17 protein-coding genes are annotated in these 24,234 nt (G+C 61.6%); 4 read left to right on the forward strand and 13 right to left on the reverse strand.

Going from position 1 to position 24,234, the window contains the following annotated elements:
- Positions 1-311: 311 nt before the first annotated feature.
- The gene (gene hhe / locus OU800_RS11510; protein WP_268183914.1) at positions 312-6,041 is read right to left on the reverse strand and encodes a DUF4011 domain-containing anti-phage protein Hhe; all 5,730 of its coding nucleotides are present in this window, start codon (positions 6,039-6,041) and stop codon (positions 312-314) included.
- A 353-nt stretch (positions 6,042-6,394) separates the two neighbouring features.
- Between hhe and OU800_RS11515 the strand changes: the two genes are divergently transcribed.
- Entirely contained in the window at positions 6,395-6,787 is a 393-nt protein-coding gene (locus OU800_RS11515) for a DUF4280 domain-containing protein (RefSeq protein ID WP_268183917.1), read from the forward strand.
- Between the two features lie 30 nt (positions 6,788-6,817).
- Here the strand turns inward: OU800_RS11515 and OU800_RS11520 are convergent, their stop codons facing one another.
- The 3 genes from OU800_RS11520 to OU800_RS11530 all read right to left on the reverse strand — a co-directional run bounded on the left by OU800_RS11520 (position 6,818) and on the right by OU800_RS11530 (position 8,907).
- Positions 6,818-7,513, reverse strand: coding sequence for an RES family NAD+ phosphorylase (locus tag OU800_RS11520; protein WP_268183919.1), 696 nt, complete (start codon positions 7,511-7,513; stop codon positions 6,818-6,820).
- A complete protein-coding gene (locus OU800_RS11525) occupies positions 7,513-7,920 on the reverse strand; it encodes an antitoxin Xre-like helix-turn-helix domain-containing protein (protein WP_268183921.1) in 408 nt (135 codons plus the stop codon). The genes OU800_RS11520 and OU800_RS11525 overlap by 1 nt, the downstream gene beginning before the upstream one ends.
- A 114-nt stretch (positions 7,921-8,034) precedes the next feature.
- A complete protein-coding gene (locus OU800_RS11530) occupies positions 8,035-8,907 on the reverse strand; it encodes a DUF72 domain-containing protein (RefSeq protein WP_268183923.1) in 873 nt (290 codons plus the stop codon).
- A gap of 186 nt (positions 8,908-9,093) precedes the next feature.
- Between OU800_RS11530 and OU800_RS11535 the strand changes: the two genes are divergently transcribed.
- The 3 genes from OU800_RS11535 to ligD all read left to right on the forward strand — a co-directional run bounded on the left by OU800_RS11535 (position 9,094) and on the right by ligD (position 12,808).
- A complete protein-coding gene (locus OU800_RS11535) occupies positions 9,094-9,318 on the forward strand; it encodes a PLD nuclease N-terminal domain-containing protein (RefSeq protein WP_268183925.1) in 225 nt (74 codons plus the stop codon).
- A 100-nt stretch (positions 9,319-9,418) separates the two neighbouring features.
- A complete protein-coding gene (gene ku, locus OU800_RS11540) occupies positions 9,419-10,279 on the forward strand; it encodes a non-homologous end joining protein Ku (RefSeq protein WP_268183927.1) in 861 nt (286 codons plus the stop codon).
- Between the two features lie 15 nt (positions 10,280-10,294).
- Complete coding sequence (gene ligD, locus OU800_RS11545; protein WP_268183929.1) at positions 10,295-12,808, forward strand: DNA ligase D; 2,514 nt, start codon at positions 10,295-10,297, stop codon at positions 12,806-12,808.
- A 95-nt stretch (positions 12,809-12,903) separates the two neighbouring features.
- Here the strand turns inward: ligD and OU800_RS11550 are convergent, their stop codons facing one another.
- The 9 genes from OU800_RS11550 to tssE form a co-directional block, all read right to left on the reverse strand.
- Positions 12,904-13,446 (reverse strand): toxin-antitoxin system YwqK family antitoxin, encoded by a 543-nt coding sequence (locus OU800_RS11550; protein ID WP_268183931.1) that lies wholly within the window; start codon positions 13,444-13,446, stop codon positions 12,904-12,906.
- 7 nt (positions 13,447-13,453) lie between these two features.
- Positions 13,454-15,451 (reverse strand): type VI secretion system Vgr family protein, encoded by a 1,998-nt coding sequence (tssI, locus tag OU800_RS11555; protein ID WP_268183933.1) that lies wholly within the window; start codon positions 15,449-15,451, stop codon positions 13,454-13,456.
- 2 nt (positions 15,452-15,453) lie between these two features.
- A complete protein-coding gene (locus OU800_RS11560; RefSeq protein ID WP_268183935.1) occupies positions 15,454-16,467 on the reverse strand; it encodes a hypothetical protein in 1,014 nt (337 codons plus the stop codon).
- A gap of 139 nt (positions 16,468-16,606) precedes the next feature.
- Positions 16,607-17,269: an endonuclease/exonuclease/phosphatase family protein gene (locus tag OU800_RS11565; protein WP_268183937.1), complete on the reverse strand. Its 663-nt coding sequence runs from the start codon at positions 17,267-17,269 to the stop codon at positions 16,607-16,609.
- 211 nt (positions 17,270-17,480) lie between these two features.
- The gene (locus tag OU800_RS11570; RefSeq protein WP_268183939.1) at positions 17,481-18,416 is read right to left on the reverse strand and encodes a hypothetical protein; all 936 of its coding nucleotides are present in this window, start codon (positions 18,414-18,416) and stop codon (positions 17,481-17,483) included.
- Positions 18,417-18,499: 83 nt separating this feature from the next.
- A complete protein-coding gene (tssH, locus tag OU800_RS11575; RefSeq protein ID WP_268183941.1) occupies positions 18,500-21,049 on the reverse strand; it encodes a type VI secretion system ATPase TssH in 2,550 nt (849 codons plus the stop codon).
- On the reverse strand, positions 21,049-22,068 hold the full coding sequence (gene tssG / locus OU800_RS11580; RefSeq protein ID WP_268183944.1) for a type VI secretion system baseplate subunit TssG: 1,020 nt from the start codon (positions 22,066-22,068) through the stop codon (positions 21,049-21,051). The genes tssH and tssG overlap by 1 nt, the downstream gene beginning before the upstream one ends.
- Complete coding sequence (gene tssF / locus OU800_RS11585) at positions 22,032-23,819, reverse strand: type VI secretion system baseplate subunit TssF (RefSeq protein WP_268183947.1); 1,788 nt, start codon at positions 23,817-23,819, stop codon at positions 22,032-22,034. Before tssF ends, tssG begins: the two co-directional genes overlap by 37 nt.
- A complete protein-coding gene (gene tssE / locus OU800_RS11590; RefSeq protein WP_268183949.1) occupies positions 23,803-24,228 on the reverse strand; it encodes a type VI secretion system baseplate subunit TssE in 426 nt (141 codons plus the stop codon). Before tssE ends, tssF begins: the two co-directional genes overlap by 17 nt.
- Positions 24,229-24,234: the final 6 nt, after the last annotated feature.

The following is a 24,234-nucleotide window of genomic DNA, read 5'->3' on the forward strand; positions in this document are numbered from 1 at the left end:
GGACCCGCCATAAATGCGCAAGAAAACAGTAGGCACAAAAAGCGCCTACTCTCTCGACTATGGCGCTACCATGCCTTCGCGTGAATCGGGCTACCACACCCGGTCACGGGATTGACCGTGACGGGCGGATTGTTGTGTGAGGGGTTGAGGGAGTAGGGCAAGGGTGAGGGGCTGGGGTCGGCCAGGAGGGTTCAACCAACGCGATGATTTTCGCCCGCAAAGCACCCTTTGGCCGTTAGTTGTCGGCCACCATCCTGCTTATCGGGTACGTGTAGTTGATCTGATCGTCGACACTGTGTTGCTGAAATGCCTCATGCGTAGTCACCGATCAGAGAAAGCACGTCGTCGATGAACCGCCCCTCGGCGGGGTCGGTTCCCTCACGCAGGTAGCCCGGTAGTCGCTGCTGAAACTCGCTGCGGTCTGCCGGTTTGAACTCCAGCAAAGCTTCGAGCATTGCTGGACGTAGTAGACGGCGGTTGTCCGGTATGTTGGGTAAAGCGGGCCGAATGATCTGCTGATCCAGGTAGTGCAGTTTCTCGCGCAGACTGGTGTCGCCCTCCTGAGAGATGCGCTCGGCGTGCTGGCTCTGCTCTTCGGCAACTCGCTGGATGATCTGCTCTTCGGCTTGTTCTGGCTCTTCCTCAATGGCCGGCTCAGTACGCAGTGCGGCGAGCTCCAGGAGTATAGGCTCGAGCTGCAGCTTGGCATTCCTGAACCAGTCCACCGACCAGATGCGGCGAATGCGCCAGCCGAGCTGTTCCAGCACACTCTGGCGCAGACGGTCGCGATCACGAGCAGACTTGGCCGAGTGGTAGGCCGCGCCATCACACTCGATCCCCATGAGATAGCGGCCAGGCTGGCCGGGATCGCGCACTGCAAGGTCGATGAAGAAGCCGGCAACACCCACTTGTGGCTCGCACTGATAACCATGGTGCTCAAGGGCTTCGATGACGGCAACTTCAAAGTCGCTGTCGGAAGCTCTGCCGGTCTCACGGATATGCGGCATGTGACCGGATTCGGCGAACTGAAGGAAGTCGCGCAGGGCCAGTACGCCACGACTGGATGTGCCTGTCGCAACCACGTCGCTGGCAGTGAAAGAGGCGAACACCTGCATGCGCTTCTTGGAGCGGGTAAACAGCACGTTGAGGCGACGCCAGCCGTCAGCGCCGGTGATAGGGCCAAAGCGCTGGGGCACGCTGCCGCCGATCTCCATCGGACCGTAGGTGGTGGAGATGTAGATGACGTCGCGCTCGTCACCTTGGACGTTCTCCAAGTTCTTGATGAAGAGAGGCTCATCGCTTTCTTCGTTACGACTGAAGGCCTCCTGCAGTGCTGGATTCTGCTTGGCGAGTTGCTGCAGGGCTCGGTCGATCTGTTCGGCTTGCTTGATGTTCATGGCGACGACACCGAGTGACTCTTCGGGGCGGTGCAGCAAATGGTGTTCGATGGCTTTGGCGACGATATCGGCCTCTTCAACATTGCGTTGCTCGACGAAGCGGCCGCGAACCACACGTACAAACTTCACGCCGAACTCGTTCGATTCGCGGTGAGGTGATGGATAGACCACCAGGTTGCTGTCGTAGAAGGCTTTGTTGGAGAAGGCGATCAGGCTTTCGTGGCGGGAGCGGTAGTGCCAACGCAGGCGGCGCAGCTTAAACAGTGGCATGGCTGCTTCGAGGATGCTTTCCGAATCCTGAGCCAGAGAGAGCTCTTCGCTTTCTTCGTCATCATCACCGCCTTGGCGGGAGAAGAAACTGGTGGGCGGTAGCTGTTTAGGGTCGCCGACGACGACTAGCTGGCTGCCTCGGGAGATGGCGCCCAGGGCCTCTTCTGGCCGCATCTGCGAGGCTTCGTCCATGACGATGATGTCGAAATGCACTTTGCCGGCTGGCAGGTATTGAGCAACGGCCATGGGCGACATCATGAAGCAGGGTTTCAGCCCTTGCAGCGCTTCGGGAGCGCGCAGCATGAGCGAGCGAATGGATTCGTGGCGAGTTTTCTTACCGGCCTCGTGTTTGAGCAGTGCGAGCTGAGTGCGATCCTTCACCTTGCCGGAGTTGTTGCCTTCCGGAACCTTGTGTTGATCGATCTTTGCCGCCAACTGCTCGCGTTGAAGTTTGGTGAGCTGGCTGTCTATCTCGGCAAAGCGAGCGCGGATGGCCTCCTGATCCTTGCCTGAGAACTGCCCCAGCGCTGGATTGTTTTCGAGTATCTGTTTGGCCCAGAGATCCATTATGCCTAGTAAGCAGGCATCTTTGGTTCGATCCGCCGCGAGTGTTTGGTTCTCAGTAGCGAAGATCGCCGCTTCAAAGCCTAAGTCAGCAAGTCGCTTGCGCAGGCGGCGGTACTCCAGCCAGTGTTCGAGCAACTCTTCGTTCTGCGCTGCCCATTGCAGGCGTTGTTTGAGGGCTGTTAGGTCGTCCTGATCGACACGCTTCCACCAATGCGCCGGTTCTACTTCGGCTTTGTCGATAAAGCCCGCTAAGGCTTGCTTCCAGGCACGCAGAGCCTCCGCCAGTTGCTGGCCCTGGGTGTTCCAATCACTAACCAGATGTTCGGCCTGCTTGGTGGTGCAGGCTGCAAGTTGAGGCACCAGCAGGTGGCGTATCGATAGCGCCATGATCGGGCGAACGAAGGAGACGGTGTGGCGCCAGGCGATCAGGCGGCCACGTGCCTCGGCTAGGTTATCGAAGCGGGGTAGATCTTCTCCCGCCAAGTACGCGAGCAGCTCGGCATTGTTCTGCAGGGCCGCGGCGCGCTCCTGCCAGCTCTCAACCGCCTGCGCGAGTGCCAGTACGCGGCCGGTGGTCGGGGCCTGCTCGTTAATCAGCGGTAGAAGTGCATTGAGTGCGCTTCCCAGTTCCTTGATGAGCCGCATATACAGGCCTTTGGGAGCCAACAAGTCTTCTGACTTGAGTTGGTGGCTATCCAAGAGGAGAGTGTTTTCCAGCTCACTGCGATGGGACAGTACGTCCGAGAGGTATTCTTTAAGTTCGCAGGCATCGCCCTGCAAGCGCTCCAGCACCTGGGCACTTTCTTTGAGCAGATACTCTGCAATCCAGACGTTGCCACCGAAGCCGCGCCCACACTTGTCCCGCAGCGTGCGGTACCAGTTGCGGAGGGCAATCAGCTCAGCGGTTTTGGTTCCTTCGTCTCTGAAATGCTCGCCGAGCGCCTCGCGGAAGGTGGGCTCGGTTGCCAGGCGGTTTTTCTGATGCTTGTAGGCTATGCCGTCTGGCAGTGCCTGAAGAGCCGCCTTCAGTTTGATGCCTGGCCGTACCATAGCAAGAACTTCGGCCTTGGCTGCTCGCCAACCACTCTTAAACCAGCGGAGTAATGAGCTGTCAGCGAGCACGCGCTGCAGGTCTTCAAGTCGAGTGTGGTTGGGTAGGTGGTCGAGGGTGAAGACATTGGCGGATTGCGCTTCGAGCTGTTTGATGTCGGCTAGAAGCTCACTGAGCTCGGGAAGCACTCTGTCCAGCGAGGCATCTTCAAAGCGTTTATGGCGCCACTCCGCCAGGGTAATAGGCATCTGCAGCACCAGCTCAAGCAACAGGCCCATTTGCTCGATGCCCTGCTTGTCAGTTCTGAGCGACTGGGTAGCTGAGGCTTTCGCGATGGTTTGCATCAGCTGTTGAGTATTGGGAGCTTCATCAATGAGCTCTTGGGCTTTTTGGATCAGCTCCAGGAGGTCATCCAGTTTCAGGCTGCTACTGTCGTTGTGCTGCCGAATCTGTGCGCAGGATTCCTTGATCGTTTCGAGGGCTTGAGGAGATCCGATGACGCTGGGGTGCAAGGCCTGGTTCAGGGTGACTTGTTGCTCCATCAACTGATCCATGCCTTCTAGCCAGGCCTGGAGCGCCTCACAGCTAGAGGCATCAAGCCGGCTGATCAAGTCCCAATCTTCGTCGCCTTTGGGCATTGGTATGGCTGTGAGTGCGCTTGCCAACTGCTGGGTGGCTTTGGGGGAGAGCGAGGCAACCTCAGCGGCTTTAAGGCAGGTCGAGGCATTGGCTCGCGCCGCGTCTAGTTCATCAAGTGCTGTTATGGCGTGTTTTAGCTGGAGCAGGAGGTCGGATCGTTCTAGCCCGCTTATTTGCGTCTTGGTGCAGCCAAACCATGGGTGCGTTTCAAGTTGGCCGTTCTGGCCTGCTTCCTCAGCTGTTTTTGTGTAGATGTGAGCAAAGTAACCTGCCTGCTCATGAATCTGGTTCCTATCTAGGTTGGCTGTGCTAGCGGGATGGAAGTCGGCAGGACGGATCGCCAGGCTTTCACGCAAACGTGTGGCTTGCATTAGGATCTGGTGAGCAGTCAGCCCGGTATTGGAATGGAGAGTGTGTAGCTGTCGGACATGATCGTTGAGTTGCTGCTTTAGTCGCTCGTAGTTGTTGATCAAGTCGTTGAGCTGACCAGGCTGGCGGTAGCTGCCTCGGTTACTGATGCGCTGCCCAATGCTTGCGGCCACCGCGCTCTTCTGACTTTTGTGGCTGTGTAGTTCCAGACAGAACTCTCCCAGCCCGGCGCGCGTTAGCCGGTTTTTTACAACCTCCAATGCAGCGCGTTTTTCAGCTACGAAGAGCACTTTTTTGCCCTGTGCCATGGCCGCAGAGATCATGTTAGTGATGGTCTGCGATTTGCCTGTGCCTGGTGGTCCCTCGATCACCAGGTCTTCGCCGCGCATTACATCGACCAGTGCACTGTGTTGTGAGCTGTCGGCGTCATCAATCAGAGGGTAGTTCTGGTGTACATCTTGGAGCTCGTCGATGGCGTGCTCGCTGCTGAAGCCATTGGCAGCAGATTCGGGGCGTTCGCTATCTGCTAGGCCAATCAGCTTCTGCACTAGGCTGCTCTGAAGTAGCACCTGATTTTTGCCAGGCTCAAGATCCAGATACATCATCAGCTTGCCAAACTCGAACAAGCCCAAGGAGGCAAAACGGTGTAGCTTCCAGTCAGGCTTCACTTCGAGAACGGTCTCCCGTACACGAGCGAAATATTCTTCGGGCAGCAGGTCTTCGGTGATGCGCGGTAGTGCAATGCCGAAGTCGCGGCGTAGTTTCTCCCGTAGCGATAGATTGGTGAGGATCTCTTCGCCAGTGTACAGAACCTCGTAGTCGAAGGTTGCTGTTTTGGGGTTGAGCTTACCTTTCTCCAGGCGAACGGGTAGCAGCATGAGAGGGGCTAGGCGCGCGCTGTTCTTACCGACTATCGACTCGTCCCATTCGAGGAAGCCGAGTGCCAGATAGAGGATGTTGGCTCCGGTTTCATCGAGAGATAGGCGCGACTGCGCATGCAGTATTTGCAGGCGTGACTCCAGCTCGGTGGGGTAGTACAGAGTTTGAATGGCATCGTCAGCGTGTTTGTTGCTGGGAGACTCCGATCCCGTTGGCAATTCGTAATTGGTCTCTATGCCCAAGATCTGCGCCCAAGTTTCCGCCGTTGGTGGCTTCTTTAGCTCACTAACACTACCAGTTTGCTCGTCGTACTTGAGGTAGCCCTGTTCAATCAACTGGCGTTCTGTCGGCTCGGGAACCGGCGCGAAACGCATAGCTTGGTCGGCCGTCAGCGCTTCAAATAGATGGTCGGGGAGCTCGTCTATAATTCGCGCGAAACGCTTGGAGCGAGCGTGCGAGAAATTCAGAAGCCTGTTTCTCGCACTGAGATCTAGGAGACGGCTGCGCAGTTTTTCCAGGCTTTCCGGGCTGTCGCTTGCCGGCTCATCCAGATCCTCCCAGTTGGATTGCTCATCGATGTCTGTCTGTTGGGTGTTAGCTTTCCAGCGGCTGTCAAAGCGGAATACTGAGCCGCCTCGACCGCTGCCTTTCTGCAGTTGGCCTCGTGCGATCAGTTCTTCGCGAATTGACCAATAGTCCTCGTCGGTAACTGCGAAGTCATGAAGCTCTGCTTTCTGTTCAAGCCGTTGCTTGAGGGTTTTGTTGCCTACTGCTGCTCCGTCTCCAGGTACCAGATCCAGTATCCAGTCCTGTACGAGCGTCTTTTCATTGGCTGTCAGAGGCCGGCTGGCTGGAGATTGCGCCATCATGTAATTCATCCATCGGGAAACGAGGTAGATGCAGGCCGAGCTTGTCGAGTCAGGACAGCTAGGATGGCGGGGCTTAGGAGGCGCCTGAGGCGCTACTGCACTTGCTGAAGCCTTCCCTGGTGTCATGCGGCAAACTGTGACTGCGTTCGCGCTACAGTAACGAGCTGGCTGGCTCTGGTAAAGCATGGTGGGTTGTAACCCCGCAAATCTGGAGATTCTTAGGAATTAAGACGATCAGTTGCCTTGGGATAGATAGAAACTGAATGCTCGCTCTTGGCCGAGAGCTACCTCATACACCCCGATCAACTTTCTACTAAGCTTCCCTCCCATCAAGGACTGGCTTGGAGCGAGTGATGGGTTGTCCGCAGGTATGCAGTGGTGCGACGTTGCAGTGCAGTTTTGGCGCTGCGCCGAGCATGTTGAACGTGTTGCCGACCAATCGCACGCTTACAGGCGGCATGCCGGCGGCGAATATCATGGATCATATCCCGCTGGTGAACATCATGCCCTTCGGCGTATGCATGAGCATGGCCAACCCGACGGTGGCGGCGGCCACTGCAGCGGCCTTGGGGGTGTTGACGCCCATGCCGTGCATACCGGCCACGGCCACGCCTTGGATACCCGGCGCGCCGACCATGCTGCTGGGCAATATGCCTTCGCTGGATTCCAACTGCACGCTGATGTGCAACTGGGCCGGGGTGATCAAGGTAGTGATGCCGGGCCAGATGCAGATGCTGATTCCCTAGCAGATCTAGGTTTTGTACGAGCGCACCGGGCTAGGTCGCCAGCAATGTGGTGATCTGATTGACGCTGACCACTTGCCCGCTCCAGATCATTTCATAATGCGCACTTTGGATGATCGAGGTCACGGGGCGCGGCGTCATCAGTGCCCAGCAGATGTTGCCGGCAGCGCGAACCGAGTGATAACGCAGGCCTGAGCATCCTGCTCCTTTGAGCTCCGCGCCCAGCCGGTGCGAGTGGGTGTAGTCGTCCGGGGCATAGATGGGGTCTGAAAGCGGCATGACCGTGGCATCCCTCAAGCCCGCTTCGCTGAAGCTGGCGGTCAGCCCTCTGAACACGAAGCGCTCATAGTTGAGTTCCGGCACCTTCGACCAATAGCGTTGCTGGTGGTAGCACACCTCAGCAATCGCGGTATCCATGCTGTCCGCCAGGTACAGCACGCCGAAGCTGCCGTTGCTGAAGCGCGAACCGCCCGGATTGACGTGGGTGAAGGGGGCCGTCGCATAGGAGCAGCCCGCGATGCCGAAGGGAATCTGATCGCGCGGGATCAGCTCCAGGCGACCAATTTCGTTCTGCAGCCGTGGATTGGTCAGCGCCTGGATCTGATAGAGGGCGTCGAAGTCCTCTGCATCGGCGACGTCATCGAACAGGGCGATGGGCGGAAACTTGGAATTGACCAGGCGGTAGGCTTGTACAGGGTGATCTTCCAGCAACGGAAGGTCGCTGAGCATTACCACTGGGCACCTCGCAGGGTGTCGATGCGCCGGAACGTTTCGTACAGCGAGATCATGTCCCCTTGTGCCATGACTTCCAGCGGCGCACGGCCGTTGAAGAACTCATTGTGGTTTTTCATCAGAGCAAAGCCGTAGACGTTGTCGGGATTGTCGAAAACCACGCGCAGTGCCGCATGGATATTCAACACCAGGCTGACGCGCTGCATCTGGTCGGCGTCCAGGCTCACTGTCCACGAAGCATCCTGCTGACTGGCACGGGTGTAGGTGCTGCGGGAAATACGCAGCACTCGGCAGGCCTGTTCGGGAGAGGCCTTCCACTTGTCGAGAATGTTCAGCGCAGCGCGCAAACCGGCGGCGCACTGGCTTTTCGAGAAGTCCTGAAGCTGGATGGCGGTAGCGGTCATGGGAAGCCCTCTTTAATCTACAGAGCAAAATATAGCATATTTGATTCTGTGGATAGTAAGTGCTCGCTCCGTTGCTCTTTTGCGCCTGCAACAGTCCGCTGAAACAATCGACCATCAACTTCGCTCCAACAGTTCCCGCAGGGCACGGGCGTCATAGGGCGCCCGCACCTTCACGTCGTTGTCGAAATAGCAGTAGACATCCCGTGGCCTTCGGCGGGGTGGGTGTGATGCATCGATCAGTTCGGCGTCGTCGGGCTGGCCACCGGCGGCCCAGGTTGCGATGCGCTGCTGCCAATGCTGCAGGGCTTCGGGCGAATAGCCGCTGACATAGAGTTCGGCATCGCCATGCAGGCGCAGGTAGAGAAAATCGGCGGTGATGTCTTCGGCATAGGGCCATTTGCCCGCGGTGTCCGCCACCACCAGGGCGACGCCACGTTGGCGCAGCAGCTCGATGAAGGCCGGATCGCAGAAACTGGCGTTGCGAATTTCCACGGCATGGCGCAGCGGGCGATCCTCCGTGGCATCCAGGTAGCCCGCCACGTGCAGGCGGGCGGAGGCGTGGCGGGCCAGGCTGCGCGCCTGATCGGTGTCTGCCGGCAGCTTGGCGAGAAAGTCGGCGAAGAGGCGTTCGTCGAAGCGAAAGCTGGGGGGAAATTGCCAGAGGATCGGGCCGAGTTTCTCCTTCATGCCCAGCAACCCAGAGGCGAAGAAGTTGGCCAGTGGCTCGTCGATGTCCAGCAGCCGGCGCACATGGGTGATGAAGCGCGGCGCTTTGACGCTGAAGACGAAGTCCTCTGGCGTTTGCGCTGCCCATTTGCGGTAACGCTCGGGCGTTTGCAGGCCGTAGAACGAGCCGTTGATCTCGATGCTGCTGACTGCGCGGGAGGCGAACTCCAGCTCGCGGTGCTGCACCAGGCCCTTGGGGTAGAAGTCGCCGCGCCAGGGCGCGTAGCGCCAGCCGGAAATGCCGATACGCACATCGCTCATGGCGCCACCTCCTGCAGGCGTGGGCAGCGCGGGTGGTGCAGGGCGGAAAAGGCCATGGGCGTTACCTCGCAACTCGCATGTGGCATTGGAGAGGCGCGAGGTGGCGGTCATTCGAGTCAATTTTTTCTGAACCGCAGGCCTTGGATGCGGCCACAACTCTATGAGCCTGCGCGGAGGAATTTCCAAATGCCCGGTGAAATCAGTCTGCTATTCATTGCGCTCGGCGTGATCATCATCCTGCTCGATCTGTGGGCCATCGTCAGCGTCTACCGCAGCGACAAGAGCGTGGAAGCCAAGGCACTTTGGTCGCTGCTGATCGCCGTTATGCCGGTGCTGGGCCTGGGCCTGTGGGCGCTGTTCGGGCCACGCGGGATGAACCCACCGCCGTCCTCGCCGGAGCACAGCAAGTAAGGCCCGATGGCCATGCCGGGAAGAGGAGGGCCGATGAGCGTTGAGATTTCAAAGGCGCCAGCCCTGTGCGCCGGCCATGCTCGATACGGAGACCTGCGTCATGCCTAGAGCCATCTGGAAGGGGGCCATCAGCTTCGGCCTGGTGCACATCCCGGTTGCACTGGTGACCGCCACTTCGACCCAGGGGGTGGACTTCGATTGGCTGGACAAGCGCAGCATGGATCCGGTCGGCTACAAGCGGGTGAACAAGGCCACCGGCAAGGAAGTGAGCAAGGAGAACATCGTCAAGGGCGTGGCCTACGAGAAAGGCCGCTACGTGGTGCTCAGCGAAGAAGAGATTCGCCAGGCGCACCCCAAGTCGACGCAGACCATCGATATCTTCGCCTTCGTCGACAGCGCGCAGATCCCCCTGCAGCATATCGACAAGCCCTATTACCTGGCCCCGGATCGCCGTGGCGAGAAGGTCTATGCGCTGCTGCGCGAGGCGCTGAGCGGTACCGACAAGGTGGCCTTGGCGCGCGTGGTGCTGCACACGCGCCAGCACCTGGCGGCGCTGATGCCGATCGAGTCGGCCATGGTGCTGGTGATACTGCGCTGGCCCAGCGAAGTGCGCGGGCTGGAGACGCTGGAGCTGGACGATTCGGTGACCAAGCCCAAGCTGGCCAAGAGCGAGCTGGACATGGCCAAGCGCCTGATCAAGGACATGAGCGCCGACTGGCAGCCGGACGAGTATCAGGACAGCTTTCAGGATCGCATCATGGCGCTGGTGGAGAAGAAGGCCAAGGCCGGCAAGATCGAGAACGTCGAGCAGGTCGAGGGCGAAGAGACCCGGCGCAGTGCCGATGTCATCGACCTGACCGAGCTGCTCAAGCGCAGCCTCGGCGGCAAGCCCGAGAGCAAGGCGAAAGCCAGGCCCAAGGCGAGCACGCCACGCAAGAGCCCCAAGACTGCACGCAAATAAGCCGGGATACCGACCATGGCCAGAGCGCAGAGCGAATACAACCGCAAACGCAATTTCGAGCAGACCAGCGAGCCCCGCGAGCAACCCCGCAAGCGCCGCAGCAAGGCCGGTGCGCTGCGCTTCGTGGTGCAGAAGCACGATGCGCGCCGCCTGCACTACGACTTTCGCCTGGAGCTGGACGGCACCCTGAAGAGTTGGGCGGTGCCCAAGGGGCCGAGCCTGGATCCCACGCAAAAGCGCCTGGCGGTGCATGTGGAAGACCACCCGCTGGATTACGCCAGCTTCGAGGGCAGCATCGCCGAAGGCAACTACGGCGCGGGCGACGTGATCGTCTGGGATCATGGCATCTGGCAGCCCCAGGGCGATCCGGCGGCCGCCTACAAGGCCGGAAAACTCAAGTTCACCCTGGTGGGCGAAAAGCTCACCGGAGACTGGGCGCTGGTGCGCACGCCCCTGCGCGGCAGTGGCGACAAGGAACAGTGGCTGCTGATCAAGGAGCGCGACGACACGGCGCGCTCCAGCGACGAGTACGACATCGTCGAGGCGCAGCCGCAGAGCGTGATCAGCGGGGCGCTGGTCGGTGGCCCGAGCAAGGCGGCCGCCAAGCCGGTGCCGCGCCGCGAGACGCAGGCAGCATTTCCCGACAGACTGGCGCCACAACTGGCGACCCTGGCCGAGCGCCCGCCGGAAGGCGATTGGCTGTACGAGGTGAAGTTCGACGGTTACCGCATCCTGGCGCGGGTGCAAGGCGCTGAGGTGCGCCTGTTCACCCGCAATGGCCACGACTGGACGGAGCGTCTGCCGCAGCAGGCCAAGGCCCTGGCCAAGCTGGGCCTGAGCGATAGCTGGCTGGACGGTGAGGTCGTGGCACTCAATGAGCAAGGCCTGCCGGACTTCCAGCAACTGCAGAACGCCTTCGACATCGGCCGCAGCCACGATCTCATCTACTACCTGTTCGATGCGCCGTTTCTCAACGGCGAGGATCTGCGCCAGACGCCCCTGGAAACCCGGCGAGCCGGGCTCAAGGCTGCGCTGGGTAGTACGCGGCGCAGCCCGTTGCGTTTTTCCGAGGCCTTCAGCGCCCATCACCGGGACATAATCGAGAGCGCCTGCGCCATGTCGCTGGAAGGCGTCATCGGTAAGCGCTCCGGCAGCTTCTACCTGTCGCGGCGCAGCGCCGACTGGATCAAGCTCAAGTGCCGGCTGCGTCAGGAATTCGTGATCGTCGGCTACACCCAGCCGCAGGGCAGTCGCAGCGGCTTTGGCGCGTTGCTGCTGGCGGTGAACGAGGCGGGTGGGCTGTGCTATGCCGGGCGGGTCGGTACCGGGTTCGGGCAGGCCGCGCTCAAGGCCCTGCACCAGCAGTTGCGCAAGCTGGCGCGTGACGAGTCGCCATTGGAGCGGAAACTCACCGCCGCCCAGGCCCGTGGCGTGAGCTGGGTCGAGCCGCAACTGGTCGGCGAAGTGGAGTTCGCCGAATGGACCCGTGAGGGCATCGTGCGCCAGGCCAGCTTCATCGCCTTGCGCAATGACAAGCCGGCGGCGCAGATCGTGCGCGAGCACCCGCACACGCCAGAGCGCGCAGCGGGAAAAGACCAGCCCAAGGTCACCGGCACGCGCAAGTCATCCGCCAGGCCGGTGGTGGCCGGGGTGCCGATCAGCCATCCGCAGCGGGTGATAGACCCGGACAGCGGCACCACGAAACTCCAGCTCGCCCAGTTCTATGCGGATATCGCCGAGTGGCTGCTGCCCTATCTGCGCAACCGGCCGGTATCGCTGGTGCGGGCGCCGGACGGGGTCGCCGGCGAACAGTTCTTCCAGAAGCACGCCGAGCGCCTGGCGATCCCCAACATCAAGCACCTCGATCCCAAGCTGGATCCAGGCCATGCGCGGCTGATGGAAATCGACAGCGTGTCGGCCTTGGTCGGTGCCGCGCAGATGGGCTGCATCGAGTTTCACCGCTGGGGCGCCACCAGTGACCGCATCGAAACGCCGGATCACTTCGTGCTGGATCTCGACCCGGACCCGGCGCTGCCGTGGCGCAGCATGCTGGAGGCAACCCGGCTGACCCTGGCCGTACTCGACGAGCTGGGCCTGCAGGCCTTTCTCAAGACCAGTGGCGGCAAGGGCATGCATATCATCGTGCCGCTTGCCCGGCACGCCGGCTGGGACAGGGTCAAGGGCTTCGCCAAGGCCTTGGCGCAGTTCATGGCGCGGCAGTTGCCGGAGCGTTTCACCGCGACCTCGGGGCCGAAGAACCGGGTGGGTAAGATCTTCATCGACTACCTGCGCAACGGCCGTGGCGCCAGCACGGTATCGGCCTATTCGGTGCGCGCGCGACCCGGCCTGCCGGTATCGGTGCCGATCGCCCGGGACGAGCTGGATGGCCTGCGTAGCGCCCAGCAGTGGACGCTCGCCAATCTGCAGCAACGCCTCGAGGGGCTGCGCCAGGATCCCTGGGCCGGCTACGCCAACCGCCAGCGCCTGACCCGCGCCATGTGGGACAGGCTCGGTGCCGAGCCGCCATGAGCGGCGCAGCGGGCAGGCGTCACCGTGCAGATCGGTGCCCCAGACCGATGATTGCCGAAGTCATGCCCCTGCTCAGGCTCGTTTGCAGCGCTCCGCTAGGCTTCGGCCGATTCGTTCCATCGCCGCCACCACCAGCGCAGCCGCGAGATGGGTTTGCCGTCGGCATCCAGTGGGCGGCCGTCCTCGGCGAAGCCCTGACCTTCATCCAGTGGCTTGCCGTTGAGGTAGCGGCTGCGATGCGCGACCTGGCCGTTGCCATGGAAGCGCTGATAGAGGCCGTCACGCACGCCATCGCGGTACAGCTCCAGCTCGGCCAGGCTGCCGTCCGGGTAGTAGCTGCTGGCTTCGCCGTGCATCAAGCCTTGGCGGTAGGCGACCTTGCGCTGCAGCCAGCCTTCGGCGGCGAAGTACTGGGCCACGCCATGCAGGCGCCCGTCGGCGTAGGGCAGTTGTGCCGACACCTGGCCGTTGGGGTGGTAGAGGAGGCTGGGGCCGTGCAGCACACCATTGGCGTAGCCGAGCTGTGCCTGCGGGCGGCCGGCTTCCTGGATGCGTACCGGGCCGTCGAGGACGCCGTCCTGCAATTTGCCCTGGAGGCGGCTGTCGCCACGGGTGAGGTCGAGGTTGCCGTTGGCCATGGGCGCCTCAGTTGACCTTTACCAGGCCGCCCTTGATGGTCAGCATGCCGCCGCCATCCACGGTCTGTTCGGCGGCGGCCTTGTTGGTAAGGCTGACGCCGGCGTCGTTGGTCAGGGTGGTGCCGGCCTTGTTGTCCAGGGAGGTGCCCGCCTGGTTGGTGAGCGAGGTGCCAGCCTTGTCGGTGAGCGCCATGCCGGCCTGGGTGGTGAGGTTCTTGTCGCTCTTGGCGGTGAAGTCGCCGCTGCTCTGCAGGGTGAGGGTGCCGGTTACCTTGATGGTGAGGTTGCCGTCCACGGTCAGCTCGTAGTTGCCGCTGACCTTGTGGCTATAGTTGCCGCCGGTGCTGTGGGTCTGATCGGCGCCGACGCTGACGGTGCGGCTGTCCTTCACGTCGAGGCTGTCGCTGCCGGTCTGGATGGTCACCGTGCGCTTGCCTTTCTCCAGTGTGATGGTCTCGTCGCCTTCCTTCACCGTGCGGGTGCGGGCGTTCTGTACCGTGAGGGTTTCGTCGTGGCCGATGGTGGCGGTGCTGTCGTTGAGCACGTTGACGGTCATGTCCTTCTGCGCCTGGAGGAAGACTTCCTCGGCGTCCTTCTTGTCCTCGAAGCGTAGCTCGTTGAAGCCACCGCCACCCTTGGAGGAATTGGTCTTGATGCCGGACTGGGTCTGGTTGTCCGGCAGGGCGTAGGGCAGGGTGTTGTCGCCGTTGTAGACGCAGCCGGTGACCAGCGGGCGATCCGGGTCGCCGTCGATGAAGGTGACGATCACTTCCTGGCCGATGCGCGGGATGAACTGCATGCCGAAGCCCTTGCCGCTCCAGGGCAGCACCACGCGCACCCAGCAGGACGAGGTTTCGTCGTTCTTGCCGTCGCGATCCCAGGGGAACTGGATCTTGATACGGCCGTACTGGTCGGTCCAGATTTCCTCGCCGGCCTTGCCCACCACCTGCGCGGTCTGGGTGTGCATGCGCGGCTTGGGCGTGAGGCGGGGCGGGCGGTAGGCGGTAGCCTTGGGGATGGCCTCGAAGCGGTTGCGGTAGTGCTCGTGGCTGGCGTCATGGGTAACGGAGGTCACCACCCAGTCGATATTGAGGCTGGTGTCGTCATGCCCGGTGAGGGTGAACCAGTGGCCGGGCACCAGCCAGCGGCAGTCGCTCTCGCCGATCAGGCGCTTCTCCTGGCTGCGCAGCCCGTCCACGCGCTGCTTGGTCAAGGCATCGCCGCGCGCCTTGGCGATATAGCCGCCCGGGTGTTCATACATCGACAGCGGCCCGGCCACCGCTTCGGCATTGCTGTAGAGCGAGGTGGTGGGGGTGGTGAAAGCGTAGTCCGTGGCGCTGTACACCCCGCTCACCGCCTGCACGCTGTACTGCGCCGAGCGTATGCCATGCAGTTCACGCACGCCGATACCCTGGCCAAGGTAGGGCACCTTCGGCCCATTGGGAATCTGCACGAAGGCATCGCTGCTATCGCCCAGCACCAGCGTGTGCTTGCCGTCCTCATGGGTGAAGAACCAGAAGATGCCTTCCTCCTCCAGCAGCCGCGAGACGAAGGCAAAATCCGTCTCCCCGTACTGCACGCAATACTCGCGCGGCTCGTAGCTACCGGAGAGCGACAGCTTGAAGTCGGTAAAGCCATGGGCTTTGAAGATGGTGGTAACGATGTCGCTGGTGGAAAGGTTCTGGAACACCCGATTGTTGCTGGCCAGCGTCAGCCACCAGAGCCAGGGGCGCAACACCACCTGATAGCGGTCAGCAGTGGCATCGGCGGGGAGCTGGCGAATCTCCACGACCAGCGCATCGAGGGGGCGCTGGTTGGCGTCGTTGTGCAGGATGGCGGTGATATGCGTGGCCACGGCACTGCTCAAGGTCAGCGCCGTGGCGCTGTCGCCGTGGAGAGTCATGCTGCCCAGCTCGTTCAACGCCTCGTCCCCGGAAAGCGCCTGGGGGTAAAGATCCGTCAGGGCAGAGGCGCTGAGGGAGAGGCTGGTTCCAGAGGCCTTCATATTCAGAGTCCCTTAACCAGGGCCGGACGCCAGGCCAGACTCAACTGACAGGCATGGTGTCCAGAACCTACATCATGGATATTGAACGCATCTTGAAAGCGCCCTTTTCCTTGCGCATCAGCATAAGCGCCAACGCCTCCCGGGCGTTGTTTGAGGCTGAGCGCGCCAGTGCCGTTACCCACGATGATGTGTATGTCGCAAGGCTCTAGCCGCACCTGCGCGTCTGGTGCTGAGTCCTGACATATCTGCACTAGCACGGTCAGGGTTTGCCATGAAATTTTGGTAAAGTTCTTTTCACCAATAACGGGAGTTCCTACAGCTCGGCCAGCCTCCTGCTCTTCTCCGGTCCACTCTTTTTTATCGTAAGCCGTAGCGCCAGTGCAGAGATTCACTCCCCCGGAGAACGCCAACAGGGAGTTATGCACCCGCTTTTCGGCATCCACCCAGTAAACGGTGCCAGCAATCACCAACGCCATGTCGAAATCTGCAGTCAACTTTTGCATAGCTTCGTCTAGCTGCAATTTTTCGTCTGCGCTCAGAGGCTGCGGATCTCTCAAGGTACCGTTGTGGAAATAGGTTTCGGGCCCAACGAATAGGCGGCAACCCCGTGCCAGTGAATCTTTGATAGCTTTCCCCATATTCCCCAAGCAGCTATCCAGGGTGCTGACTTCCCTCACGAAACCCGGGCCAGGGCAGTAGAGTTCAGTTCTCCAGCTAGTCCAGCTAACAGTCACTTTCGGCATGGCGGCTACCCACAATTCGTCGTTGGGCTGCATCGCTTTTATCTTGTTGTTGACTTCCGCAGGAGAAATACTGGTAGGCAATACATGTTGGGCTGAATTGACCAATGCTGAGGTCGAAGGGAGAGTTGGACTTTTAGTGTCGAAATAATAAAAATCGAAACAGCAAGCCAGATTGCGAAGCGTGTTTTGCCATAAGCTTGTGACTAAACTGTGTTCGGAAATTCGCTCTAAGATCCCTGGGTCGCTAAAAATAAAGAATTTAAGCCTTGCCAATTATCTCGCTCCTGTCTAACGGCTGTTACGAGGTTTCAATCTGGTTGCGCCATGGCTTGCTCGGGTAATAGGGAGTGCATCACCAGATGCAGCATCTGCTACATGCTATCTAAATACAGGTATGATCTGTCTCTTTTTTCTAGGCAGAAAACACATCGAATAAAATAGGACGATGATCTGGCCCATTCATATCGAAATCATGCTCAAAATGGGTAATGTCGACAGGCGACACCCTCACATCCACCGAAGCGAGAACCCAATCTAGAATTCCGCCGCTCCTGTGCGTGGGTTTTCCGTTCCAGCAATCATGGGCAATTCCCGGTGAGTCCAATTCGCCTACCTTGGTAATGTCTAAGTTCAAGTCTCCAGTAGCGACCCAGCGCCCACCAAGTTGTGTGCAGGCATTTAACTGGCTCTTGGTTTGTTTGTTTTGTCCGGACTTGAAATGTGCAAGGAAGATGAGGCCGGAATAGCCATTAACGCCTTGGGCCTCTACAGCTATGAGATCACGATTTAAAGCAAATAAATTCCCTTGGCTGCTAATTGTCAGGGTGGCGCTTTTTTTACTCATGACAATGTAGCTGTTGGAGTAACCTCCTTTGTGGCGTCCTACGTTGTAGTCTCTGTAAATATCGCCAAGATTATTGATGTAGTTGTCTTCCTGAGCGGAGTGTACTTCGCATAGAAAGATTAGATCCGTTCCCAATTGGACGCAATGTGACACAAAAAAATCGACCTGCGACCTCTTTGCTAATGTTGAGGAAAGCCCGCTTTTTTCAATATTGAAGCTTGCGATTCGCATGTTCTATTGTCCTAGGAAAGATTTTTGGAAAAATTCACTTTGTTCGGAAAATCTATTGGCCAATGTCGAGTCTGCGAAGGTCTTTGATGATATAGATTTTTCGTCATGAAAAATGGGAGCTATAATGCATGAATGGGCGGCGCCTTCTGGGGCAAGTGTGATATTTATATGAAGAGTGTGCTCGCGTGGCCTATGACTCTTATCAGTATGTTCACCATTGTGGATCGCCGGCGAGAGCTGCTATGTCCGTACAGTTGTTGTTGGTCGCGCCACTGAATAAAGCCTGTACATAATTCCCGAACGCTGACTCTCCTATGTCGCTTGGGCGTTGGCCCGCACCGCTCCCGGTTGCGCGAGTGTCATCTGCTGGCAGGTCGATCCTGACTTCAAATTCTCTATGCATCCAGGGTTTGAAATGATCGATCCATGCGGCGCAATAAGCACAGGTCCTCTTTAGACCGCCAACCCTGACTCTTCCAGTCTTTCTTGGCAATAAGTCCTTCGTGTGTGCGTATGCCAGCATTCGCATAAGTTTTAGTTCGGCGTGAACAGGTGTGGAGTCGTTTAGCAAATTGATTGCGTACTCGCCGTTGTAATTGGGTGAATAGTGGAAGTCAGTGGCAGCGGTTCGATTGAGTCCATTCAGCGCCGGCGCTCCGGTGAATTTTTTCAGGAACCAGGCTAGCTTTTGCTGGGTGTTTATAGTTGTTAGATTTGTAGTGGTAACCAGTACTTTGGCTCGGGCAGACTCCGTTGTGGACAGCGGTGCAATATGCCCTAGGCTTGAGGCTGCATAGGCCAAGGTAATACTGTCCTGGTCACTGAATTCTCCCTGATATGACCTGCCGACATCAGTGGGGCGGCTAGTGAAGGGAACAGTCAGCAACCAGTAACTGTAGCGTAGACAATCAATGAAGGTCGTATGGTTAGAAACACCGAATGCCCGAAAGAAATTGGCGATGGGGTGATGTTCTCCATGGTTACCGGCGATATAGAGTGAGTCGCGAAACTGCATGCACTGCACTTCCTCGATTGCCGTACCAGACCCCTCTCGAAGCTCAGCACCCCAGTCTCGCAGGCTTGCCGCTCGGCTGATAATGGTGGAGAAAAGAGTGAGATCCTTGGCGGTATAGTCCGGCATGGGCATCTGGAAACTCCTGGTTACTGATTCGCGGCGACCGCGTATCTACTTTCCTTGAATGTTTTTATCTTCTCGGGATAACGGTGTATTCACTCCAACACCCACTCCGCCAATTTCCCCGTCACCTGCGCCATCAGCACGTTCTCGATATCTCGTGCGCCCGCCGAGCTGCATTTGGCGAGCACGGCCTTGACGATGGCAGGGTCGAAGTCGAACTGTTTGCCGGTGGCGGCCTTGTAGCGTTCGCGCAGTTTTTCCAGCTTGGCCAGGACGATGCCTTCCAGCGTGGCTTCGTCCAGTGGGCGGTAGGGCACCACGGTCATGCGGGCCAGGAAGGCGGGGCGGAAGGCCTGTAGCAGCACCTTGCGCAGGCGTTCGTTGAAGGCGTCGCTGCCGAGCTGGTCGGTGGGGGTGTCCAGCACCAGTTCGGCGCCAACGTTGCTGGTGGCGAGCATCACGGTGTTCTTGAAGTCCACTACCAGGCCGGTGCCGTCTTCCATCACGCCCTTGTCGAAGACGTTGTAGAAGGCCTCCAGCACGTCGGGGTGGGCCTTTTCGATTTCGTCCAGCAGCACCACGGAGTAGGGCCGGCGGCGCACGGCTTCGGTGAGCACGCCACCAGTGCCGTAGCCGACGTAGCCGGGCGGGGCGCCCTTGAGCTGGCTGACGGTGTGGGCCTCCTGGTACTCGGAGAGGTTGATGCTGATGAGGTTGCGCTCACCGCCGTAGAGAGCGTCGGCCAGGGCGTAGGCGGTTTCGGTCTTGCCGACGCCGGTAGGGCCGACCAGCAGGAACACACCCACCGGCTTGGCCGGGTCGGTCAGGCCGGCGCGGTAGGCCTGGATGCGCTGGGCGATGGTGGCCAGGGCGCTGTTCTGGCCCATGACCCTCTGCCCCAGGCGCTGGCCGAGGGTGCGCACAGCGTAGGCTTCATCGGCAAGCATCTTGCCGATGGGGATGCCAGTCCAACCGGCAATCACGGCGGCCACGGTGCGTGAGTCCACCTGTTCGGGCACCAGCGGGTCGTCCTGGCGGATGGCGTCGAGGCCGGCCTCCAGGCGCGCCAGTTCGGCGGCTAGATGGTCGATGCGCTCGTCCACGGCCTCGTCGGGCTGGCTGGTATCGGCGCTTTCGCTCAGGGCCAGCAGCTCGCGGCGGGCCTCCAGCAGTTCGCGCACGGCTTCGCGTTCTTCGCCCCAGCGGGTTTCCAGTTCACGAATGGCGCTGCGGTTGCTGGCGGATTCCTGCTCCAGGGCGGTGATGCGTTCGCGGTGGTCGAGACCGGTGGTCTGTTCGCGGCGCAGGCGTTGCAGTTCTTCGCTCACCGCTACTTCGCGGTGGCGCAGGCTTTCCAGCGGTGGCGGTACGTCGTGCTGGCCGAGGGATACACGGGCGCAGGCGGTGTCGAGCACGCTGATGGCCTTGTCCGGCAACTGGCGGCCAGAAATGTAGCGGTGGGAGAGCTTGACCGCGTCCTGAATGGCGCTATCGAGCACCTGCACGCCATGGTGCTGTTCCAGCTTGGCGGCGACGCCGCGCAGCATTTCCACGGTGGTGGCCTCGTCGGGTTCTTCCACCTGCACCAGTTGGAAACGGCGGGCCAGGGCCGGGTCTTTCTCGAAGTACTTCTTGTATTCCAGCCAGGTGGTGGCGGCGAGGGTGCACAGTTCGCCACGGGCCAGGGCCGGCTTGAGCAGGTTGGCGGCGTCGCTACCGCCCTCGCTGCCACCGGCGCCGATCAGGGTGTGGGCCTCGTCGATGAACAGGATGATCGGCTGTTCGCTGCCTCGCACCGCATCGATCACGCCCTTGAGGCGCTGCTCGAATTCGCCCTTGACCCCGGCGCCGGCCTGCAGCAGGCCGAGGTCAAGTACGCGCAGGATGACGTTCTGCAGCGGCGGCGGCACGTCGCCAGCGGCGATGCGCAGGGCCAGGCCTTCGACCACGGCGGTCTTGCCGACACCGGGGGCGCCGACCAGGATCGGGTTGTTCTGCCGACGGCGCAGAAGGATGTCGATGCTCTGGCGGATTTCGCCGTCGCGCCCGACTATGGGGTCGATGCGCCCGGCGCGGGCGTCGGCGGTGAGATCCTGGGTGTACTGGTCGAGCAGGCTGTCCTGCGAGGCCTCCTGGGTGGGCCGGGCCTTGCCAGCCGGGCCGGGGCCGCCGCTGTATTCGCGGGAGGCCTGGGTCCATTCCAGCAGGTTGGCGCGCAGCGCTTCGCGGGGGATACGCAGCAGTGAGGAGGCGCTGTTGAGCAGCAGGCTGCGGCGCTCGTCGCGATCGAGCAGGGCGAGCAGCAGCAGGCCGGAACGAATGCTCGCCTGGCCCTGCACGCTGGCCTGCACCACGGCGTCTTCCAGCAGGCCGATGGTCTGCGCGGAGAGGGCGGGGGTGCGGGTGCTACCGGCCTTGAACAGCTCCAGGGCGCGGTTGATCTCGGTGGCCACGCTGTCCCGTTCCAGACCGAAGCGCGGCAGCAGGTAGGCGAAATCGCCGCCTTCGATGTCGAGCAGCTCCAGCAGCAGGTGCTCGATCTCCACGTAGTGATGGCTGCGTTGCAGGCAGCGCTGCGCGGCGCGTTCCAGTGCGCGGCGGCTGTCTGCGTTGAGGCGACCGATCAGCCCGGCGAGTTCCATCAGCGCATCTCCTTGTGGCGCAGGCGGGTGTCGATGCGTTGCAAGGTGGTCGCCCCCGCGCGTTGCAGGCCGCCGCTCCAGCGCAGGCGCGGCGGTTGTTGGCGATCCAGGCGCAAGGGGTTGCCGGGGCGTACCAGCAGGCGCAGATGGCAGTCGGTATCCGGGCCGAGATAGAAGCTGGCCAGATCCGCCAGGCGTTCATGCTGTTCGCCTCCGGGCAGATAGGCCGACGCCTGCTCCGCTGCTAGCGGGCCGAGGGTCAGGCGGATACCGGCGTGCTCGTCCCAGACTCGGGTGCCGGCGACGGCGTTGCGGCCCAGGCCGAGATTGCGCCCGCCGCGTTGCAGGCGGCTGCGGCTGGCCGGCGGAATCTCGCGCCAGGCACCCTGGTAGGCGTCATAGTCCACGGTCACGCCGAACTGATGCCTTACCAGCACGGCGAAGCCGGCCAGGGAACGGCGTGGGCCATGCAGCAGGGCGGTGCGGGTGGTGATGGCGGTATCCGGTAGGGCCATGCGCCCTTGCAGGCCACGGGGCAACAGGCCGCTCAGGGCCTGCAGCAGGTGGCGTGCCGGAGCCTGCTCCGGGCGCTGAAAGCCCAGGGCCAGGCGATGACGCCCGAGCACCCGGTAGAGCTGGGCGAGCAGGCGGTTGTGGAACAGGTCAAGGAAGTCTGCCGGGGCATGATCCTTGAGGCGGGCGCGTTGCTGCAGCCATTCCTGATAGGCGTAGGGCAGCGGGCCGTCGGGGCCGCCCAGGCCGAACACGGCGGTGCTCAGGGTGAGCGGCTCGCCGGAGGGCTCTTCCAGGCGCGTGACCTGGCTGGCGGCGAAAGTCGGCGTCAGTGGGCCGCGCAGGCGCACGGCCTCAGCCTCGGGGCTGCTGCCCAGGCCGAGCGGCGTGGCATCGGGGCGCTCGCGTTCCAGCAACAACAGGGCCTGGAGGAACTCGAAGGCCTGAGGGTTCTGGCGCAGGCGCTGGCTCAGAGGTTCAGCGGCTTGCCGGCCTGGGGCTGCCATGTCCGTACCTCCTTGTCGTGATCCACCAGCACCGTGCGCACGAAGCGGTTGGGTGTGGCATAGAGGGAGAAGAATTGCGCCAGCACGGCGGAGAACAGCACGGCGCTGCTACCGGCGAAATGCTCCGCATCCAGGCGGATGCGTACTTCCAGGCCATTGCGCCAGCCACGCCAGGCGTCTTCACCGACCCGCGCCACCACGCGCTCGCAGGTCAGCTCCAGCAGGCCTTCCACCTGGCGCCTTGGCCCGGCTTCGTCGCGCAGGTTGTGCAGGTGGAGCATTTCGCGCAGTGCTTCGAGGGCGTCGGGGCCTTCCACCAGGGAAAGGTGGTTGAGGCTCAGTTGCGAGACCAGGCGCCAGCGCGAGGGACCGGACAGTCGGGGCAGGCTCTGCACGCTGGGCGTGCTCAACAGGCTGGCCAGAGCTACCGGCCCCGGGCGCTCGAAGCCCAGGCGGGTGCCAGCGGGCAGTTGCTCGGCCAGGTGCCGGCTGGTGCACAGTAGCTCGGCGGTCAGGCTGTATTCGGGGGCATCCTGTAGCGGGTCGAACGCGGTGTCCACCAGGCTCAGCAACAGGTCGCTGCCGGGTCGCGTGGGGTTCAGGCCCTGCACACGGCGCGCATGCCAGTACAGGCCTGCGTCGCCATGGTCATGCCCGTAATAAGCCGGTACTCGGCGCACGCCCTGCGGCGTGGCGGCGCGCAGGCTGCGGATGCTGTAGATCTCCACGCTGCTTTCGCGGTGGGCATCGGCCACCAGGCGGTATTCGCTGCGGCTGCCGTCCGGGCGCAGAGGCTCTGAGGTGCGCGGGAACAGGTTGATCGCCGGGGTGCAGCCCAGGCGTAGTTCGCTGGCCTGCAGGTGCGGTCGGCCCACGGGGGCGCGGTCGAAGGCGATCACCAGTTGGCAAATGCGACCGCCTTGCGTCGGTGGCAGCAATGGCAGGTCGAAGAAGGCGAACTTGTCGGGGAAGGCGAAGTACTCGGCCAGCAGACGCAGGCCGGGATGCTGACCATCCTCATCGGGCAGCAGCGCCTGGTCGTCGGCGAAACCCACCGGCGAGGGCATTGCGCTCACCGGCTGCAGCGGCTGGCCGGGGGCACCGCTCCAGAGCCCCAGGCAGCGAGCGGCGAGCAGGTCGTAGAGAATGGCATTGGTCATCGGCGACGCCGCCAGGTGCACGCGCAGGCTGCGCACCGGTAATTGCGCCCAGTCGAATTCACCCAGGCATTCCAGGCTCAGGCGCAGGGCGGAGCGGGCCAAGGGGTGGCCGGTGAACGCCACCGCCGCGTCACCATCGAGCAGGGTGGCCTCACGGATACGCAGCGGCCATAGCTCGACCTGGGCACTGGTGCGCCAGTGCACGCTGGCCTGGTCGCGGGTGGTGACGAACAAAGGGGTATCGCGTGGCAGGGTATAGCCTTCGGCGAGGTTGCCCTGGGTCGCGTTCGGCTCGAACTGCACGATGGCACAGGACGGCAGGGGGCGCAGGGCCAGGGGATAGAGCTGCTCCAGCAGCGCATCGCTGAATTCGGCGTAGTCGTCGTCAAGGCGCCGGTGCAGCCGTGCGGTGAGCAGGGCGAAGCCTTCCAGCAGACGTTCGACGTGCGGGTCGGGGCATTCCCCGGGTGCCAGTTCCAGGCGCCTGGCCACCTTGGGATGACGGCGTGCGAAGCCTGTGCCGGCGTGGCGCAGCCAGGTCAGTTCGCGCTGGTAGTAGTCGAGCAGTTCGGCATCAATCGAGTCGCTCATGGCGCACCTCCATGCCGGCTTCGCCAGGTGCCAGCAGGAAGACTGCCGGCCAGCTAGCTTGGCCGCTGCGCAGGTGCCCGGCCAGGCGGATGTTCAGGCGCTGAGGTTGCCCGGGCATGGCCTCGACATCGACCGCGCTGAGCTGCAGGCGCGGCTCGAAGTGCTGCACGGCGGCGCGCACCTCGCGCAGCAGCAAGCGCCGATCATCGGCGCGCAAGGCCTGCAGGGCGGCCCAGTCGGCGATGCCGTAGTCGAGCAGGGTGAGTGCTCGACCGGCAGTGCGTTGCGGGCGACGGGTATTGAGCAAACGCAGCAACTCCTGGCGGACGGACTCGGCCAATGCCTCGTGGTTGAAGTCCGGCGCCTCGTCCTCCTGGGTGCAGAGGCGCTCGAACAGGGGGGCGCGCACGTCTGG

It is taken from the genome of Pseudomonas sp. GOM7 (assembly GCF_026723825.1).
Lineage (GTDB): Bacteria > Pseudomonadota > Gammaproteobacteria > Pseudomonadales > Pseudomonadaceae > Aquipseudomonas.